The 18,757-nt window shown below is 49.5% G+C and carries 15 protein-coding genes; 14 read left to right on the top strand and 1 reads right to left on the bottom strand.

What is annotated here, in order from left to right:
• Positions 1-117 precede the first annotated feature (117 nt).
• From BN2373_RS00970 to BN2373_RS00945, 6 genes are all read left to right on the top strand, one after another.
• The gene (locus tag BN2373_RS00970) at positions 118-1,308 is read left to right on the top strand and encodes an acetyl-CoA C-acetyltransferase (RefSeq protein WP_053942325.1); all 1,191 of its coding nucleotides are present in this window, start codon (positions 118-120) and stop codon (positions 1,306-1,308) included.
• A gap of 54 nt (positions 1,309-1,362) precedes the next feature.
• Entirely contained in the window at positions 1,363-2,142 is a 780-nt protein-coding gene (locus BN2373_RS00965) for an enoyl-CoA hydratase-related protein (protein WP_053942324.1), read from the top strand.
• 64 nt (positions 2,143-2,206) lie between these two features.
• Complete coding sequence (locus BN2373_RS00960) at positions 2,207-3,043, top strand: 3-hydroxyacyl-CoA dehydrogenase family protein (protein ID WP_053942323.1); 837 nt, start codon at positions 2,207-2,209, stop codon at positions 3,041-3,043.
• A gap of 86 nt (positions 3,044-3,129) precedes the next feature.
• Positions 3,130-4,284 carry an acyl-CoA dehydrogenase gene (locus BN2373_RS00955; RefSeq protein WP_053942322.1) on the top strand — a complete coding sequence of 385 codons (1,155 nt, stop codon included), beginning with the start codon at positions 3,130-3,132 and terminating at the stop codon, positions 4,282-4,284.
• A 14-nt stretch (positions 4,285-4,298) separates the two neighbouring features.
• Positions 4,299-5,102 (top strand): electron transfer flavoprotein subunit beta/FixA family protein, encoded by an 804-nt coding sequence (locus tag BN2373_RS00950; RefSeq protein WP_053942321.1) that lies wholly within the window; start codon positions 4,299-4,301, stop codon positions 5,100-5,102.
• 10 nt (positions 5,103-5,112) lie between these two features.
• A complete protein-coding gene (locus BN2373_RS00945) occupies positions 5,113-6,126 on the top strand; it encodes an electron transfer flavoprotein subunit alpha/FixB family protein (protein ID WP_053942320.1) in 1,014 nt (337 codons plus the stop codon).
• Between the two features lie 121 nt (positions 6,127-6,247).
• On the opposite strand, the gene BN2373_RS00940 is transcribed toward BN2373_RS00945, so the two are convergent.
• On the bottom strand, positions 6,248-6,691 hold the full coding sequence (locus BN2373_RS00940; RefSeq protein ID WP_053942319.1) for a GtrA family protein: 444 nt from the start codon (positions 6,689-6,691) through the stop codon (positions 6,248-6,250).
• Positions 6,692-6,880: 189 nt separating this feature from the next.
• Here BN2373_RS00940 and BN2373_RS00935 point away from each other — a divergent pair, with 189 nt between their 5' ends.
• From BN2373_RS00935 to BN2373_RS00900, 8 genes are all read left to right on the top strand, one after another.
• A complete protein-coding gene (locus BN2373_RS00935; RefSeq protein WP_162200034.1) occupies positions 6,881-7,720 on the top strand; it encodes a helix-turn-helix transcriptional regulator in 840 nt (279 codons plus the stop codon).
• Between the two features lie 303 nt (positions 7,721-8,023).
• The gene (gene megL / locus BN2373_RS00930) at positions 8,024-9,211 is read left to right on the top strand and encodes a methionine gamma-lyase (protein WP_053942317.1); all 1,188 of its coding nucleotides are present in this window, start codon (positions 8,024-8,026) and stop codon (positions 9,209-9,211) included.
• Between the two features lie 62 nt (positions 9,212-9,273).
• A complete protein-coding gene (locus BN2373_RS00925; RefSeq protein ID WP_053942316.1) occupies positions 9,274-10,185 on the top strand; it encodes a LysR family transcriptional regulator in 912 nt (303 codons plus the stop codon).
• 12 nt (positions 10,186-10,197) lie between these two features.
• Complete coding sequence (locus BN2373_RS00920; RefSeq protein WP_053942315.1) at positions 10,198-11,616, top strand: Na+/H+ antiporter NhaC family protein; 1,419 nt, start codon at positions 10,198-10,200, stop codon at positions 11,614-11,616.
• Between the two features lie 334 nt (positions 11,617-11,950).
• Positions 11,951-12,328: a RidA family protein gene (locus BN2373_RS00915; protein ID WP_019134766.1), complete on the top strand. Its 378-nt coding sequence runs from the start codon at positions 11,951-11,953 to the stop codon at positions 12,326-12,328.
• Positions 12,329-12,377: 49 nt separating this feature from the next.
• Positions 12,378-15,926, top strand: coding sequence for a pyruvate:ferredoxin (flavodoxin) oxidoreductase (gene nifJ, locus BN2373_RS00910; protein ID WP_053942314.1), 3,549 nt, complete (start codon positions 12,378-12,380; stop codon positions 15,924-15,926).
• A 199-nt stretch (positions 15,927-16,125) separates the two neighbouring features.
• Positions 16,126-17,316 carry a threonine ammonia-lyase gene (gene ilvA / locus BN2373_RS00905; RefSeq protein WP_053942313.1) on the top strand — a complete coding sequence of 397 codons (1,191 nt, stop codon included), beginning with the start codon at positions 16,126-16,128 and terminating at the stop codon, positions 17,314-17,316.
• A gap of 62 nt (positions 17,317-17,378) precedes the next feature.
• Positions 17,379-18,620, top strand: a complete 1,242-nt coding sequence (locus BN2373_RS00900; RefSeq protein WP_053942312.1) for a dicarboxylate/amino acid:cation symporter — start codon at positions 17,379-17,381, stop codon at positions 18,618-18,620.
• Positions 18,621-18,757 lie beyond the last annotated feature (137 nt).

Genomic DNA, 18,757 nt, shown 5'->3' with positions numbered 1-18,757 from the left:
AATATTTATCAAGTGAATCCCATTTCCGAACCCAAAGAAATATTGGGTTCGTGCGTATGTTATCGTTGGGAAGGGCATGTGTGACAGGGACCTCAAGGTCCGGAAAGGGAGTAAATAATGTCTGAAAGAATCTTTATCACTGGTGCTGTCAGAACAGCAGTCGGAACCATGGGTGGGGCACTTTCAACGGTACCCGCGAAGAAATTAGCTGAAATTGTTATTAAAGAATCCTTAAACCGTGCAGGAATTAAGCCCGAAGATGTTGATTTTGTCTATATGGGCAACGTTCTTCAGGGTGGAGCCGGGCAAAACGTTGCTCGTCAGGCTTCCGTCAATGCCGGAATTCCCGTAACCACCCCGGCCGTCACGCTGAATATTCTATGCGGGTCCGGTCTTGAAGCTGTTAATACCGGTGCTCGGATGATTAAAACCGGCGATGCAGACGTTGTCGTTTGCGGCGGAACAGAAAATATGTCCATGGCTCCTTATCTTCTGACCAACGGCCGTTATGGATACCGGATGGGCGATGCCAAGATTATCGACTCCATGACCCACGATGCTTTAACCGATGCCTTCAATAACTATCACATGGGTATCACCGCTGAAAACATTGCTGAAAAGTGGGGATATTCTCGTGAAAAATTGGATGAATATGCTGTCATGTCCCAGAACCGGGCAGAGAAGGCACAGAAGGCCGACGTCTTCCAGGAGGAGATCGTTCCTGTTGAAGTAAAGAAGAGAAAGGAAACCATCACCTTTAATAAGGATGAAGGAATCCGCTATGGTCAGACCATGGAATCGGTCGCCAGACTCAGACCTGCCTTCAAGGAAGGCGGCGTTGTTACTGCCGGTAACTCCTCAGGAATCAACGACGGAGCAGCTTGCGTCATTCTGATCTCCGAATCCAAGATGAAGGAACTGGGGGTCAAGCCTCAGGTTGAGTATATTGATGGAGCAGTTGGCGGTGTTGATCCGGCCATCATGGGAACCGGTCCTATTGAAGCCACCAAGAGATTGATGAAGAAGCTGGATTGCGACATCAATGCTTTCGATTTGGTCGAAGCAAATGAGGCTTTCGCTGCTCAGTCCCTGGTTTGCATGGAAGAATTAGGTCTCGACCCTGAAAAGACCAACGTTAACGGTGGTGCTATCGCCATCGGTCACCCCGTTGGTTGCTCCGGTGCCCGGATTCTGGTCACCTTGATTTATGAATTCCTCCGCCGCAAGGAAGCCAAGGAAGCCCTCGCTACCCTCTGCGTGGGCGGTGGAATGGGCGTAGCCACAGCCATTAAAAAGGTCGAAGAATAAAACGCGAGAGGGGAGTGAAGCCTTTCACTCCCCTTCTTACTGTAAGGAGGCACCATGGAATATATTAAATATGATGTCCAAGACCAGGTTGGGGTGATCACCATTGACCGTCCCAAGGCACTCAATGCCTTAAATGATCAAGTCCTTAAGGAATTGGAAGAGACCTTTGACCAGGTTAATCAAGAAGAAATTCGTTGCCTGATCATTACCGGGTCAGGAGATAAGTCCTTCGTAGCGGGTGCAGATATTGCCCAAATGAAGGATTTTGATGAGAAAGAGGGTAAGGATTTCGGCCTTCTTGGAAACAAGATTTTCCGAAAAATCGAAACTTTCCCCATCCCCGTCATTGCAGCCATCAACGGTTTTGCTTTGGGCGGTGGTAACGAACTGGCCATGTCCTGCGACATCCGCTACTGTTCTGAAAACGCCCTCTTCGGCCAGCCGGAAGTGGGATTGGGAATTACGGCGGGCTTCGGTGGGACCCAACGTCTGGCTCGGGTGATCGGGTCCATGTCCAAGGCCAAGGAACTTCTCTACACTGCCAAAAATATCAAGGCGGAGGAAGCCAAGGAGATCGGCCTGGTCTCTGCTGTCTTCCCTCAGGAAGACCTTATGGCCCAGGCCATGAAAACCGCCCGGCGGATTGCCGGAAATGCACCTATTGCTGTCCGCAACACGAAAGCAGCCCTCCTCCAGGGGATTGAAGAACCCATGGATAAGGCCATGGAAACCGAAGCCGGCTATTTCGGCAACTGCTTTGACTCGGAGGACCAGGTGGAAGGCATGTCCGCTTTCCTGGAAAAGCGGAAGGAGAAAAACTTCCAAAATAAATAGATTTCTTTTTTCGGCAGATGGATCACCGAAAAGAATATAACTTTTGACCAATAAAGGAGGAACCATGAAAGTTGGAGTAATCGGTGCTGGAACGATGGGCTCTGGAATTGCCCAGGCTTTTGCACAAAAAGGACATGACATCATGCTCTCGGATATTAAAATTGAGTTTTCCGAGGGTGGAAAGGCAAAAATCAAAAAAGGTTTGGACCGCAGAGTCCAAAAAGGAAAGATGGACCAGGCGGATGCCGATGCTATCGTCAACCGGATCACCCCTTGCCTGAACGACAAATTGGATGACTGCGACCTCATCGTCGAAGCTGCCATCGAAAACATGGCCATCAAAAAGGAAACCTTCAAGAAACTGGATGAGACGGTTAAGAAGGACTGCATCTTCGCATCCAACACTTCTTCCTTATCTGTTACGGAGATCGGTGCCGGTCTCTCCCGTCCCTTGATCGGGATGCATTTCTTCAATCCTGCTCCGGTCATGAAGCTGGTTGAGGTCATTCCCGGAATCAACACTCCTCAGGAAACTGTTGATAAAATTGTCTCTATCTCCGAGGATTTGGGCAAGACCCCTGTTGTGGTGAAGGAAGGCCCCGGGTTCGTGGTCAACCGGATCCTGGTTCCCTATATTAATGAAGGCATTTCCATCTTAGAAGATGGCCTGGCTAAGCCGGAAGACATTGACACCGCCATGAAGCTCGGTGCCAACCATCCCATGGGCCCCCTGGAACTCGGCGACCTCATCGGTTTGGATGTTGTCCTGGCCATCATGGAAGTCCTCTACAATGAATTTGGTGACTCCAAGTACCGCCCTGCTCCTCTCCTGAGAAAGATGGTTCGCGGCGGACGTCTGGGTCGGAAGACCGGCCAAGGTTTCTTTGACTACAGCAAATAAAGGTCTATTATGGTAAATAAGGATAAAGGGCATAATTATGCCCTTTATCCTTGATTATGTAGGTCCATGAATAATAGGAGGAATCTATGGAATTTGATCTGAATGTGATGAAAGAGATGGAGGAGATGCGTCAGATGTTCCGCAAGTTCGCGGAAACTGAAGTGGAACCTCTTGCCGTGGAAATTGATGAGACCCATGAATTTCCCATGGAGAACGTCAAGAAGATGCAGAAGCTCGGCTATTTCGGCATTCCTTTCCCCGAAGAATTAGGCGGTGAAGGCGGATCTGAACTGCTCTATGCCATCCTGGTGGAAGAGTTAGCTCGGGTTTGTGCGTCGACCTCGGTCATCGTATCGGCACATACCTCTCTTTGCGGCGGTGCTTTAATGCGTTTTGCCAATGAGGAACAAAAAGAAAAATACTTACGTCCTCTTGCTTCCGGTGAAAAGCTGGGTGCTTTCGGTTTGACCGAGCCCAATGCCGGAACCGACGCTTCCGGTCAGCAGACCGTAGCCGTCAAGGACGGAGATGAATATATTCTGAATGGAACCAAAATCTTTATCACCAATGCTGGAGCAGCGGATACTTTCATCGTTTTCGCTATGACCGACCGGTCCAAGGGAACCCACGGTATTTCCGCTTTCATCGTGGAGAAGGGTACCCCCGGGTTTGACATTGGTACTGTCGAAAAGAAGATGGGTATCCACGCTTCTTCCACCTGCGAACTGATCTTCCGTGACTGCCGCATTCCTGCAGAAAACCTCCTGGGCAAGGAAGGAAGAGGCTTCCCCATCGCCATGCAGACTCTGGACGGCGGACGTATCGGAATTGCCGCTCAGGCCCTGGGAATTGCTCAAGGTGCCTTTGACCGGACCGTACAGTACGTCAAAGAACGTGAGCAGTTTGGTCGTCCCCTGGCCAAATTCCAGAACACCCAGTTCATGTTAGCCAAGATGGCCACGGAAATTGAAGCCGCCCGCCTCCTGGTTTATAAGGCTGCCATTGCCCATGATACCAAGGATCGCTTCTCTGAAGAGGCTGCCATGGCGAAACTTAAGGCTTCCCGGACCGCCATGTGGGTGACCACCGAATGCGTTCAGCTCCACGGTGGCTACGGCTACATCCAGGAATACCAGGTTGAACGCATGATGCGTGATGCCAAGATCACCGAAATTTATGAAGGAACTTCCGAGGTCATGGAAATGGTCATCGGCGGTGCCGTTTTAGCGAGAGCAAAATAGAGGAAGGAGCCAACATGAAAATTCTTGTTTGTGCAAAACAGGTTCCGGATACAACCGAGATGAAGATTGATCCGGAGACCAATACTCTGATTCGTCGTGGTGTTCCCAGCATTCTGAATACCTATGATTCCTATGCTTTAGAGCAGGCCCTTCAACTGAAGGACAAGGATCCTGAAAACACCAAAGTTGTTGTGGTTTCCATGGGTCCCCCTCAAGCCGAAGGTATGCTCAGAGATTGCTTAGCTGTTGGTGCCGATGAAGCCTATCTGGTCACCGACCGGAAATTCGGTGGGTCCGACACCCTGGCTACTTCCTATATCCTGTCCCAGGCGGTTGAAAAGCTTCAGGAAAAGGACGGCCCCTTCGATGCCATCTTCTGCGGCAAGCAGGCGATCGATGGCGATACCGCTCAAGTTGGTCCCGAGCTGGCCGAGCACATGGACATCCCTCAGATCACCTATGGTCTCAGTGTTGATGTGAAGGACGGCAAGGCAGTCATCGAAAGAGAGTTGGATTCCTGCCACCAGATCGTGGAAACCCAGATGCCCTTCCTGGCTACCTTCAATAAAACGGACGAACTCCGTTATGCCCGCGTCCGCAATGCCCTTCACTCGAAGAAAGCGGAAATCAAGTATCTGACCTTCGATGAATTCCCCAACATCGATACCACGGCTATCGGACTCAAGGGGTCCCCGACCAGAGTGGTGAAGTCATATACACCGGAAAGCCACAAAGAAGGCATTCGAATCCAAGAAGCAGATCCCAACCTGGCTGCCAAGCGTCTGGTTTCTGCAATGGAACATGCCAAGGTACTGTAGGAGGTAGTCCATGACAGAATATAACAATATGTGGGTCATTACCGAATTAAAAGAAGATGGAACACCGGCAAACGTCAGCCTTGAGCTTTTGACCACGGCTCTTTCTCTGGCTGAAAAGGTGGGGGAGAAAGTCTACTCCGTTCTCATCGGTTCCGACTTGGACCAGGCCCAGGAAGTTTGCAAGAACTATGGTGCTGATGGTGTTGTTCTCGTCAAAGGTGATGTCTATAAAGAATACAATACGGAAGTTTACACCCATGCCATTGAGGAACTGGTGAAAAAACACCACCCCAGAACCATGTTCATCGGGGCGACCAACCAAGGCCGTGACCTGGGTCCCCGGGTTTCTTCCCGTCTCAAAACCGGTCTGACGGCAGACTGCACAGAGCTGGACATCGATACGGAAAACCACAATATCCTTTGGACCCGTCCTGCTTTCGGCGGTAACCTCATGGCCCAGATTATCTGTGCCGACCATCGTCCCCAGATCGGTACCGTCCGTCCCGGTGTCTTCCAGTCCATCCGCGTGGAGCCCAAAGCGGAATTCGATGTGATTCAAGAGACCATCGACTTCCCCGAAGATAAGATCCGGACTCGTGTCCTGGATACCATCCATGAAGAAGCCGGAGATGAAGTGAACCTCCTTGAGGCGGACATCATCGTATCCGGTGGACGTGGACTTGGGGACCCCAAGAACTTCGACCTCATCGAAAAATTGGCTAAGGCTCTCGATGGTACTGTTGGTGCTTCTCGTGCTGCTGTCGATGCCGGTTGGATTACCCACTCCCACCAGGTCGGTCAGTCCGGTAAGACCGTCAAGCCTCAAGTTTACATCGCTGTCGGTATCTCCGGTGCCATCCAGCACTTAGCCGGTATGCAGAACTCCGACTATATCATCGCCATCAACAAGGATCCTGAAGCACCTATTTTCAAGGTTGCTGATATTGCCCTGGTTGGTGACCTCTTCGAAATTGTTCCTGAGCTCACCAAGGAAATCGAAGATTACAATGCCAGAAAGAATTAAGTTGCTTTTCATTAAAAGAAGAGAGAAGTGCAAAATCTGCACTTCTCTCTTTTTTTGACCAGGCACATTAAGGGTGACCCTAGCTGGGGCTCAAATCTGTTGCCAGCCTGGGAACAGCTTTTTATTTCTTGGTAGAAAAGACCAGGAAGCGTTGACCCAGGTAATTCAGGCCCACGAAGAGGACCATGCCGACCACCATGGCAGTATTTTCAACGAACTTAAGGTCCTGACCCTGCATAATTCTCATGACCAGGGGTTTGGCCAGACCATAGGCAAGGAAGTAACAGATGGTAATGTTGATGATAAATTTTACCACCTCTTGCCAGGATTTCTCCTTGGATTGAAAAGTGAAGTATTTATTCAAAAAGAAAGAAAGGATGGATCCCAGAATGTAGTTGAGTGCCGAGGAGAGCCAGTAGGATGCGGAAAAAACATTATAGGCCAGGAACATGACCCCGGTTCCACAAAGAGTATTAATGATTCCGACCAGGATGAATTTTACAGTAGTTTGGTCAAAAAGTCTTGCCTTGCATTTAGACTTTTCGACATTGTTCTTTATTGGCATAGTTAACTCCTTAAGAGAGCCTGGGAAAGTCTCTCTATACCGATCTTATCCTCCATTATTGTAAAGGAAAAGAGGATGAAGACCAAATTTTTGGCAAAGGATTTCTCTATATGGAGAGTTTTATGCTACAATTCTTATAGATAGAAATTATGAGAATTTTTTATTTTTATAAAGAAAAAGGATAAGATGATGACGATAAAGAAGCAAAACAAGCAAGGAAATCGGAAGGGGAAGAAGGCGGAGATTCCCGTCAGGGAGGAAGAAAAACAGGCCTTAGAGAATGATCTGGCTCCTGAGATCATCAGTAAACTTAAAGCAGTCAAGGATGAAGGGGACGAGAATACATATGATTTAAGTGAATATAAAGTCCTGGTAGAGTTTTTGGGAAAATTCCTGGGCCCTGATTATGAAATCCTCCTCCACGATGTTTCTAAGCTTCCTAATTCTGTGGTAGCTATTGCCAACCCTCTATCCGGCAGGGAGGTGGGGTCTCCAATTACGGAGCTGGGCCTCCGGATCATTCAAGAGAAGATGTACCAGAGCCGGGACTATTATGTCAACTACCAGGGTCGACGGGGAAATGATCACTATCGGTCCTCCTCGTTCTTCATCAAAGATGACCAAGGCGAACTGGTTGCCCTTCTCTGTATCAACTTCACGGATGCCCGCTTTTTGGAGGAATTCGACCGTTTGCAGAAGATCATCCACCCCAAGGATTGGGTTAACCCGGCAGCAAGTGACCGGGTCAGCCGGGGGCAGACCTTTGACCAGGTTAACCAGGAGGGAGGGATTGAAGAATTCCACTCGAATATCGATGAACTCATGGTCAATATTTTTGAGGACGTTATTGAGGGGAACCCTATTCCTATCGGTTATATGAAACAGGAAGATCGACTTGAAGTCACCAGGAAGCTGGACGCTCGGGGGATGTTCCGGATGAAGGGGGCAGTCAATTTCGTTGCGGATAAATTGGACTGTTCGGTTGCTACAGTCTATCGGTATCTAAATATGATCAACTGGCAGGAGTAATTCCTGCCGGTTTTTTCTTTTGTTTTTATTGTCTGAACATAGGATGTATACTATACTATTCCAAATAGGAATAGTTACTATGAGAATTTAGAAACGTTTTCTTTATCTTCTTGTGATACTATGACAGTAGGTAAATGTTCCCACTTACCTGAGTAAACTTATTTCGATCATCCTAAAAGCTATGGTCAGAGGGTGGTTTTTAGCAATTCAGCTCAGGTGCTTGCTTACATAGAAAACGTTTATTAATTTATTATTTTACGCTCTAATCAAGCGTGAGAGAATGCGGTGAAGAAAGGAGACATCATGGAAAAAAAGAACCTGAAACTCGACACGATTGCAGTACACGGAGGTTATGAACCGAATAAATATGGGGCACTGGCCACCCCGATTTATCAAACCTCCACTTTCATCTTTGATAACTGCAATCAAGGCGGTAACCGGTTTGCCGGAAAAGAAGAAGGCTATATTTATGGTCGTTTGGGAAACCCCACTGTTGCCAATGCAGAGAGAAAGGTTGCCTTGCTTGAAGGTGCAGAAGCGGCTGTCGGTACAGCCTCCGGAATGGGTGCCATTGCATCTACACTATGGGCCTTCCTTTCCGCCGGTGACCACATCATCGCCTCGGAAGTTCTTTATGGCTGCACCTTCGCTTTGATGAATGAAAGCCTGACCCGGATGGGCGTAGAAGTTTCCTTCATCGACACAACCGATCCGAAGAACGTTGAAAAGGCCATGAAAGACAACACGAAGATTGTCTACATAGAAACGCCGGTTAATCCCACCATCGGCTTGGCTGACATCAAAGCCATTGCTGACATTGCCCACAAGAAAGAAGGCGTCCGGGTTGTCGTTGATAACACCTTTGCCACTCCGGTTTGTCAGAAGCCTTTGGAATTGGGGGCTGACATTGTTGTCCACTCAGCGACTAAGTATCTCAACGGCCACGGTGACGTGATTGCCGGATTTGCTGTTGGTTCTGCGGAAGATATGACAACCGTTCGTTTCGTTGGAGTCAAGGACTGCACCGGTTCTGTCATGTCTCCTTTCCAGGCCTATCTCATTATTCGTGGAATGAAGACCCTCGGTGTCCGTGTCCGTCAGCACTGTGCCAATGCACAGAAGGTGGCCGAATTCCTCGAAGGTCATGACAAAGTTGAACGCGTCATTTATCCGGGTTTGGACTCCTTCGACCAGAAGAAATTGGCTGATCGTCAGATGAAGCTCCCCGGTGCCATGATTTCCTTCATGGTTAAGGGCGGCCTGGAAGACGCCAAAAAGGTGATGGACTCCGTCAAGGTATGCACACTGGCTGTTTCCCTGGGCGACTGCGAAACCCTGATTGAACATGCAGCTTCTATGACCCACTCCACCTACTCTCCTGAGGAATTGGAAAAGGCCGGCATCCCTGTCAACCTGATCCGTCTCTCAGTCGGTCTGGAAGATCCTGAAGATATTATCGCTGACCTTGACCAGGCTCTCAACCAGCTCTAAAGCGGGAAAACGAGATGTTCAAGAGGCAGGAGCCTCTATATGAAGAATAGGGGACATGAGGGATGAGACTCCAACAGCTCTACTACCTCCTGGTGCTCTACCAGTCAGATACCATGGTGGATGCCGCCAACAAATGCTATGTCACCCAACCGACGATTTCCAAGGCCATCAAAAGCCTGGAGGAGGAGCTCGGGATCGAGATCCTCCTCCGCGGAAACCAGCGGAGGGTTGCCTTTACGGAAGAGGGGGAGGATCTGGCTGAAACAGCTAAGTCAATCATATTTGAACTGGAAACGATCCGGTCGACCTTCTCAAAAAAAAAGGACAGTCGACTTCGGGTCTCCGCCCAGCATTTTGTCCATGTTGTCAATGCCTTTTCAGACCTCATTACCAGATATCAGGATACGGATTATGATTTTGAACTTCGTGAAGTGACGACAAAAGGAGCCATCTCCGAGGTAGAATCCGGATTAGCGTCTATCGGCATTATCTCCATGGCAACGGAGACTGAGCGGGAAATCCTGAAATATTTAAGGGACCGTTTCCTTGATTTCCACCGGTTGGGGGAATACGCCTATGCCGTCTTTCTCAGCAAGGATCACCCTTTAGCCGATGCAAAAGAGCTTTCCTTAGAGGAGCTTCTCCCTTATCCCTATATCTGCTATTCGCAAACGGACTCGGCCCACTCATTTTTAGAAGAAGGAATTCGCCCTGATTCAAAACAGACCATCCGAGTTTCGGATAGGGACACCATCTATCAGATTCTCTCCGACCACCGGGCCTATACCATCGGGTCGGGAATCATTTCCTCACGGGGGGATGATCGTCTGACTTCGGTTCCCCTGGAATCTTCCTCGGGAATCCTTCAGATCGGGTGGATTGCTTCCAAGGACCATCGAGTAACAAAACTCGAAAAAGAATTTATTGACTTATGTCAAAGCTACATACAGTCTTCAGATCCGAAGACTTCCTAAGAGGAGGAATTTATGAATAATAATAATCAACCGCAGAGAAGCTCAGGTGTTTCTCTACTCCCCTTTTTAATTTTTGTTGGCCTATACTTAGGCATAGGTATTTATCTGTCCACCAAGGGCGTGGAGATGGCCTTCTACCAGTTCCCCATCCTGGTTGCCTGTTTGATCGGTATTCTTTCCGCCTTCTTCCTTCATAAGGGAGATATGAGTAGCAAGCTCAACCACCTGGTCGCCGGTATGGGTGATACGGACATTATGATCATGTGCCTGATCTACCTCCTGGCCGGTGCCTTTTCCGCTTCCGCCGATGCTATTGGCGGCGTAAAATCCACGGTTAACTTGGCTCTGACCTACATCCCGGCTCAATTCCTCGTTGCCGGTGTCTTTATCATCTCAGCTTTTCTCTCCCTGGCTATGGGAACTTCTATGGGAACCATTGGAGCCGTTGTGCCCATCGCCGTTCCATTAGCCGTTGCTTCGAAATTGAATATCTACCTCATGGTCGGTGCTGTTCTCGGCGGAGCGATGTTTGGTGATAACCTCTCCGTCATTTCGGACACCACCATCGCAGCCACCCGGTCCCAAGGCGTAGAGATGCAGGATAAGCTCCGGATGAACTTCAAGATGGCTGTTCCGGCAGCTGTTATTACTGTGATCCTCCTTCTTGTTCTCGGTCGTCCGGAGACAACACCTGCGATTAAAGAATTTGATTTTAATATTGTTAAGATCATCCCTTATCTCTTTGTTCTCATCTCCGCATTATGCGGTATGAACGTCTTTGTTGTTCTGGCCGGCGGGGTAGTCCTGAACGGGATCATCGGCATTGCCACCGGAGCCATCGGCTTCATCGAATTCACCGGTGCCATGGGCAAAGGTATGATGGGAATGGCCGAAATCTTCATCCTTTCCATCTTAGTTGGCGGCTTGGCTTCCATGTGCCGGGCTGATGGCGGTTTCAACTGGTTGATCCGGAAACTCTCCTCCGGCGTGAAATCCTCCGCTTCCGCCCAGCTGGCCATCGGCGGTCTGGTCTCCCTGGTTGACCTGGCTGCGGCAAACAACACGGTTGCCATTATCATCTCCGGCCCTATTGCCAAGGACCTCTCCAATGACTTCAAAGTTGACCCCAGACGGTCAGCCTCCCTCCTGGATGCTTTCTCCTGTGTTTTCCAGGGAATCATCCCCTACGGTGCTCAAGTTCTTTTGGCCATCTCCTTAACTTCTGAAAAGGCCGGTGTGATCCTTAACCCCTTACAGATTATTCCTAACGTTTGGTACTGCCTGCTCCTGGCTGTCTTCCTGATCCTCTCCATCTTCGTGCCTTATGCTGATGGAGCGATCAAGAAGGATCCCTGGAACTACGAATATGACTGCAAGGAAAGTGAAGTGGAAGAGAAGAAGCGGAACCTGGCTTCTGAAAAGACCATCTAAATCTTAATATTGAAGTGAAGTGTAGAAGTCCGTTTTTCCTGGAGGCTTCTGACGACTGCGATAAAGAAGCCTTTTTTGAGAAAGACGATCATTCTCAAAAAGGCTTCTTTTGCTTTATTTTGAGAAATTTTTCTAAAATTTTACAGGAAAACGTAGGAAAACGGTTGACGAATGTGGAATTTTGATTTATGATGATAAAGAATTCCAATGTTTAGAAATATTTATCAGATCCCCGTAGATAATTATGGAGATCTGACGAGTAGTTCTTTACTATTGGGGAATAATCAACGCTCTAACGGCAGGTGATCAGCCGCTTAACGAAAAGGAGAATACCATGACCAAAGTAATTGCTACTGAAAATGCCCCTCAAGCTATCGGCCCCTATTCCCAAGGGTTGGTAGTAGGAAACATGGTGATGACCTCCGGTCAGATCCCCCTGAATCCCAAGACAGGGGAAATGGCCGACACCATTGAAGAACAGACCAAGCAATCCCTGACCAACGTCAAAGCCATTCTCGAAGAGGGCGGTTCCTCCATGGAAAAAGTGGTTCATACTACCGTCTTCCTCCAGGACCTCAATGACTTTACCGCGATGAATGAAGTCTATGCAACCTTCTTTACCGGAATCCTGCCGACCCGGTCCTGCGTCCAGGTGGCAAAACTGCCAAAGGGTGCAAAGGTAGAAATTGAAGCCACCGGAACTATCGACTAATATCTCGTTTAAGATGTCTCTTTTTTGAATAACTTTGAGAGGAGAAAATATGGCTAGACCTAGAAAATCGATGGATGGGAATACGGCTGCCTCGCACGTTTCTTATGCTTTTAGCGATAATGCCATCATTTACCCGATCACTCCATCATCCCCAATGCCTGAACTGATCGATAAATGGTCAGCAAACGGGCGAGAGAATGTCTTTGGCAACCAGGTTACGGTTACCGAAATGCAATCCGAAGCGGGTGCTTCCGCTTCCGTCCACGGTGCCCTCCAAGGCGGTGCTTTAACCACCACCTATACCGCATCCCAGGGTCTTCTCCTGATGATTCCTAACCTCTATAAGATGGTTGGTGAACGTCTCCCCGGTGTGGTCCATGTAGCTGCCCGCTCCATCTCCACCTCCACCATCAACATGTATGGTGACCACCAGGATGTCATGGCCTGTCGCCAGATCGGCCTTGGCATGTTGGCCGAGGGTTCGGTTCAGGAAATCATGGACCTGGCTCCCGTTGCTCACCTTGCCGCCATTGAAGCCCGGATCCCCTTCATGAACTTCTTTGATGGTTTCCGGACCTCCCACGAAATCCAGAAAATCGAAGTCTGGGACTACAAAGACCTGGCAGATATGCTGGATATGGATGCGGTTGATGACTTTAAGAACCGGTCCCTGAACCCGGAACGTCCTGTGGAACGCGGGGTCTTCGAAAAATCCGGCTACTTCCAGAGACAGGAAGCCCAGAACATTGCTTACGACAAGCTCCCTGAGATTGTTGAAAAATATATGAACATGGTCAACGAAAAGATCGGTACCGACTATGCCCCCTTCACCTACTATGGTGATCCCGAAGCAGAGATCGTCACGGTCCTCATGGGCTCCGGTACGGATACCATGGAAGAAACTGTCCGTGTTCTCAATAAATCCGGCAAGAAGTACGGCGTGATGAAGATCCACCTCTACCGTCCTTTCTCCGCCAAGCACTTCCTTTCCAAACTCCCCAAGACGGTCAAGACCATCGTGGCTCTGGACCGGACCAAGGAAAGAGGATCCGTGGCAGAGCCGATCTACCTGGATGTCCAGCAGGTTGTTGCCGAAGCCGGACTCAACATCAAGGTCATCGGCGGCCGCTACGGCTTAGGTCAGAAAGATACGACTCCGGCCATGTTCAAGGGTGTCTATGATAACGCTGAACAGGCTGAACCCAAGAACCACTTCACCGTCGGTATCCATGATGATGTGACCCATACCTCCCTGGAGTGGGATCCCTCTTTTGTTGCTCGCGATGAATCCACCATGCGGTGCAAGTTCTGGGGCGTTGGTGGCGATGGTACTGTCGGTGCCAACAAATCCGCTATCAAGATCATCGGGGACAACACCGACAAGTTTGTCCAGGGCTATTTCGACTATGATGCCAAGAAGTCCAATGGTCTTACGGAATCTCACCTCCGTTTCTCCGACAACCCCATCCACTCCGCTTACCTGCTTGATGAAGCGGACTTCATCTCCTGCTCACCCCAGGCTTATGTGGAAACCTACGACCTGGTTAAGCAGCTGAAAGAGGGCGGGACCTTCCTTCTGAATACCATTTGGTCTGACGAAGAATTGGAAGAAAAACTTCCCGGCCAGCTCAAGAGAGACATCGCCAGAAAGAACATTGAGTTCTATACCATCAATGCTTCCAAGGTTGCCGAAGAAGTCGGATTGGGACAGCGGGTTAACATGGTCATCCAGACCGCTTTCTTCGCCCTCTCCAAGGTTCTTCCCATTGATGATTCCATCAAATACCTGAAGAAATCCATCGTTGACTCCTATGGTCACAAGGGTGAAGACATCGTCAACATGAACTATCAGGCCGTTGATAAGGCCCTTGAGGAACTCCATAAAGTGGAAGTTCCTGCTGCATGGAAAGAGGCGGAGGACACCGTGAAAGATTATGGCGAAGAGCCTGAATTTATCACAAAAATGGTTCGTCCCATCATCAACCTGAAAGAGGACGACCTGCCTGTTTCCACCTACCTGCCCTACGATGACGGTACCTATATGTCCGGAACTTCACGCTTTGAGAAGCGGGGCATTTCTCTCCATGTCCCTGAGTGGCATCCTGAAAACTGCATCCAGTGTAACTCCTGCTCCTATGTCTGCCCGCACGGCACGATCCGTCCTTTCCTCCTCACCGAAGAAGAAAAGGCCAATGCACCTGAAGGCTTTGAGACCATTCCTGCCAACGGCAAGAACTTCAAGGGTTATGAATACCGGATCCAGGTGGCAACCTATGACTGCTTGGGCTGCGGAAACTGTGCCGACATCTGCCCGGCCAAGGAAAAAGCCCTGACCATGGAAGAAGCGGGTCCACAGAGAGAAGCGCAGAAAGAAAACTGGACCTATGCGGATGAAGTGGTTGGCTATAAAGGCAACTTGGCTGAACCCAACAATCCCAAGAACTCCCAGTTCCGTCAACCCTATCTGGAATTCAATGGTGCCTGTGCCGGCTGCGGCGAGTCACCCTATGCCAAGCTCATCACCCAGCTCTATGGTGACCATATGATCATCGCCAACGCCACCGGCTGTTCCTCCATCTGGGGATCATCCGTACCTTCCATGCCCTATTGCAAGGATCCCGAAGGTCGCGGACCCGCATGGGCCAACTCCCTCTTCGAGGATGCTGCTGAATATGGATACGGAATGGCTCTGGCACAGAAGTCCAACCACAGTCTCCTGACCAAGTACATGAACAAGTTCATTGAACTCGACGTCTACTCGCCTCTCAATGACCTCTTCAAGGAATGGCTCGACCTGGGTAAGGACTACGATAAGTCAAGAGAAGTCGCTGACAAGATTATTGAAGAAGCCGGAAAGGGCGTTGACAACAAGGAAGCCCAAGACTTGGTTGATCGGATCCTGTCCTTGAAAGACTACCTGGCCCAGAAATCCGTATGGATCTATGGTGGTGATGGTTGGTCATATGACATTGGATTTGGCGGTCTGGACCACGTCCTCGCTTCCGGCGAAGACATCAACGTCATGGTCTTCGATACCGAAGTTTACTCCAATACCGGCGGTCAGTCCTCTAAGGCAACCCCACTTGCCGCAGTCGCCAAGTTCGCTGCCTCCGGTAAGAAGGTCCGCAAGAAAGACCTGGGTCTCATGATGACCTCCTACGGCTATGTCTACGTTGCTCAGGTTGCCATGGGTGCCAACAATATGCAGACCCTGAAGGCCATCCGTGAAGCGGAAGCTTACAATGGACCTTCCCTGATTATCGGCTATGCACCGTGCATTAACCACGGCCTCAAGTGCGGAATGGGTAAGACCCAGGAGCGTGAGAAACTGGCCGTTGAAGCAGGTTATTGGCATATGTGGAGATTCAACCCTGAATGGGCAGAAGAAGGGAAGAACCCCTTCGTCCTGGATTCCAAGGAGCCCACTGGTGACTTCCAGGAATTCCTCCAGGGCGAGGTTCGTTACGCTTCTTTGAAGAGAGAATTCCCTGAATTCGCTGATGAACTTTATGCCGCAGCGGAAAAGGCAGCGAAGGAACGCTATGCTGCTTACCTGGACAAGCTGGAACAAGGGGCAGAAACCGCTTCTGAAGCTTAAGTTAAGACATAAGCAAAGAGGTCAAGCTATCAACAGATAAGGCTTGCCTCCTTAAAGACAAGGCAGGGGAGGGAACTCTCCTGCCCGGGTCTTTAAGATTAATCTTGATTTGCTATTTTTTTATGAAAACCTTATACTTACTGTAATGAATGAATCGGGTGTACTGATCCAAGATTAGCGGATCTAGGGAGGATCAAGAATGATCAATCTGGAAATGATTCAAGAAGCCCAAAAGCTGTTAAAGGGGGTTGCCCGTAAAACACCGCTTGAAAAAGCCCCAACAATTGGAGATCACATTTGGATTAAGGCTGAAAACCTTCAATTAACCGGTGCTTTCAAAATTCGCGGAGCCTTTAACAAAATTGCTCATCTGAGCAAGGAAGAAGCGGCACATGGTGTCATCGCCTGCTCAGCAGGAAACCATGCCCAGGGGATCGCTTATTCCGCCACTCAGCAGGGGATTAAGTCGGTCATCTGCATGCCGGCCGATGCTCCTCTCATGAAGGTAGAGGCGACCAAGAATTACGGTGCAGAAGTCGTTTTAGTTCCCGGCGTTTATGATGATGCTCAAGCTGAAGCGGAAAGATTATCCAAGGAAAAAGGCTATACTTTTGCCCATCCTTTTGAAGACCCCTATGTTATGGCCGGTCAAGGGACCATCGGTCTGGAAATTCTTGACCAGCTGGAAGAAGTTGAACAAGTCGTCGTTCCTGTCGGCGGCGGTGGACTCATCTCCGGGATTGCAACGGCGATAAAGTCCCTCAAACCTTCTGTCAAGGTCATCGGCGTTCAATCCGAGAATGTCCCCGCTATGGTGGAATCCTTTAAGAAGGGAAGCCGGGTAACCAGCCCCAACAAAGGAACCATTGCTGACGGCATTCATGTCCTGACACCAGGCCAGGAAACGTTCAAGTGCGTCCAGAAGTATGTGGATGAGATGGTGACCGTCAACGAAGACGAAATCGCCGCTGCCATCGTCAGACTGATGGAAGACCAGAAAACCGTTGCAGAGGGAGCCGGTGCAACCACCGTTGCTGCCTATATGTTCAAGAAGATCGATACTTCCCTCAACACCGTATGTGTGGTTTCCGGCGGAAATGTCGACATCAACCAGCTCCAGCGGACCATCAACCGCGGACTCCACTACGTTGGTCGTCAGCTTATTATCTCCATCAAGCTCCCCGACGCCTCCGGAAACCTCCTCAAAGTTCTCCAGATCATGGCTGATAATAAGGTCAACATTCTGGACATTGAACATCACAGAGGAACAACGGAAACGGAAGTCCAGACGGCCATGGTCACCTTCAGCCTGGAAACGATCGATGGCGAGCATGCCCACAAGCTGCTCGATGCTTTAGACGCTGCGGGATATTCAGTAAAAATTAAATAGTCCATTATTCCTATTTATTCTCAACTCAGCAAAGGAGGGCGTTCCTCGGAACGTAACTACTTATGGCTAATCAAGAAACCAACAAACATGAACACAAAAGATCCTGGGGTCTTCTGCCAAAGCTGATCCTTGCTATTGCAGCAGGTATCGCTATTGGTCTGATCACCAAATCCATGAACTTTGAAGTTCCCGTCCGGATTGCTGCAACCTTCAACTCCATCTTCGGAAACTTCCTGAACTTTGTCATCCCTCTGATCATCGTCGGCTTTATCGTTCCCGGTATTGCTGACCTTGGAGCGGGTGCCGGTAAATCCCTGGCCATCACCGCCGGGATTGCCTATGCGTCCACCATCGTTGCCGGTTCCTTCGCTTATGGCGTTGACTCCCTCCTTTTCCCCAATTTCCTGGAAAAGGGATCCATCATCATGGACAATGCACAAAATGCGGAAGAAACCATGCTGTCCGGTTATTTCACTGTTGAAATGCCACCCCTCATGGGCGTGATGACTGCCCTGATCTTCGCTTTCATTATGGGTCTCGGCATTGCCGTTATCCGTCATGAAGGTCTCAAGTCCATCTTTGACGGCTTTGCTGACATCGTCAGCCGTCTCATCTCTGCCATCATCATCCCCCTCCTGCCCTTCCATATCTTTGGTATTTTTGCCAATATGGCTTATGCAGGAACTGTTGCTCAGATCATGAAGGTTTTCGCGGTTGTATTCCTGATCATTATCGTTATGCACTGGATTATGCTCCTCATTCAGTACTCCATTGCCGGATCTTCCGCAAAAATCAATCCGATCTCCGCTCTGAAAAACATGATCCCGGCCTATATGACCGCTATCGGTACCCAGTCCTCTGCGGCTACCATCCCGGTTACTCTCCAGTGCACAAAGAACAATGACGTTACTCCGCAAATTGCTGACTTCGTCATTCCTCTTTGCGCCACCATCCACCTGGCCGGATCCACCATCACCCTGACTTCCTGCGCCATGGCCGTTATGATGCTGAACGGTTGGGACGTGACCTTCGGTCATATGTTCCCCTTCATCCTCATGCTCGGCGTCACCATGGTTGCTGCTCCTGGCGTTCCCGGTGGTGCGGTTATGGCTGCTCTTGGTGTTCTCCAGTCCATGCTCGGATTTAACGAAAACATGCTGACCCTGATGATTGCCCTGTACATTGCTCAGGACTCCTTCGGAACAGCCTGCAACGTTACCGGCGACGGTGCTATTGCCATCCTGGTTGACTCCATCACCGGCCACAAGCCTCATCTCCAAGCCAAGGCGGAAGCCAACAAATAGTCGATTGCACGATAGAATCTTTCTTATTCCCCATCGAAAGATGGAAACTTACTGAATAATCCCCGAAACCCCGGTAGGCGGATGCCTGCCGGGGTTTTCTTTTCCTGTGGTAAAATGGATGGAAGAAAGACCTGCCT

It is taken from the genome of Kallipyga gabonensis, assembly GCF_001286805.1.
Lineage (GTDB): Bacteria > Bacillota > Clostridia > Tissierellales > Peptoniphilaceae > Kallipyga > Kallipyga gabonensis.
This window is presented reverse-complemented; position numbering and strand designations above follow the sequence as displayed.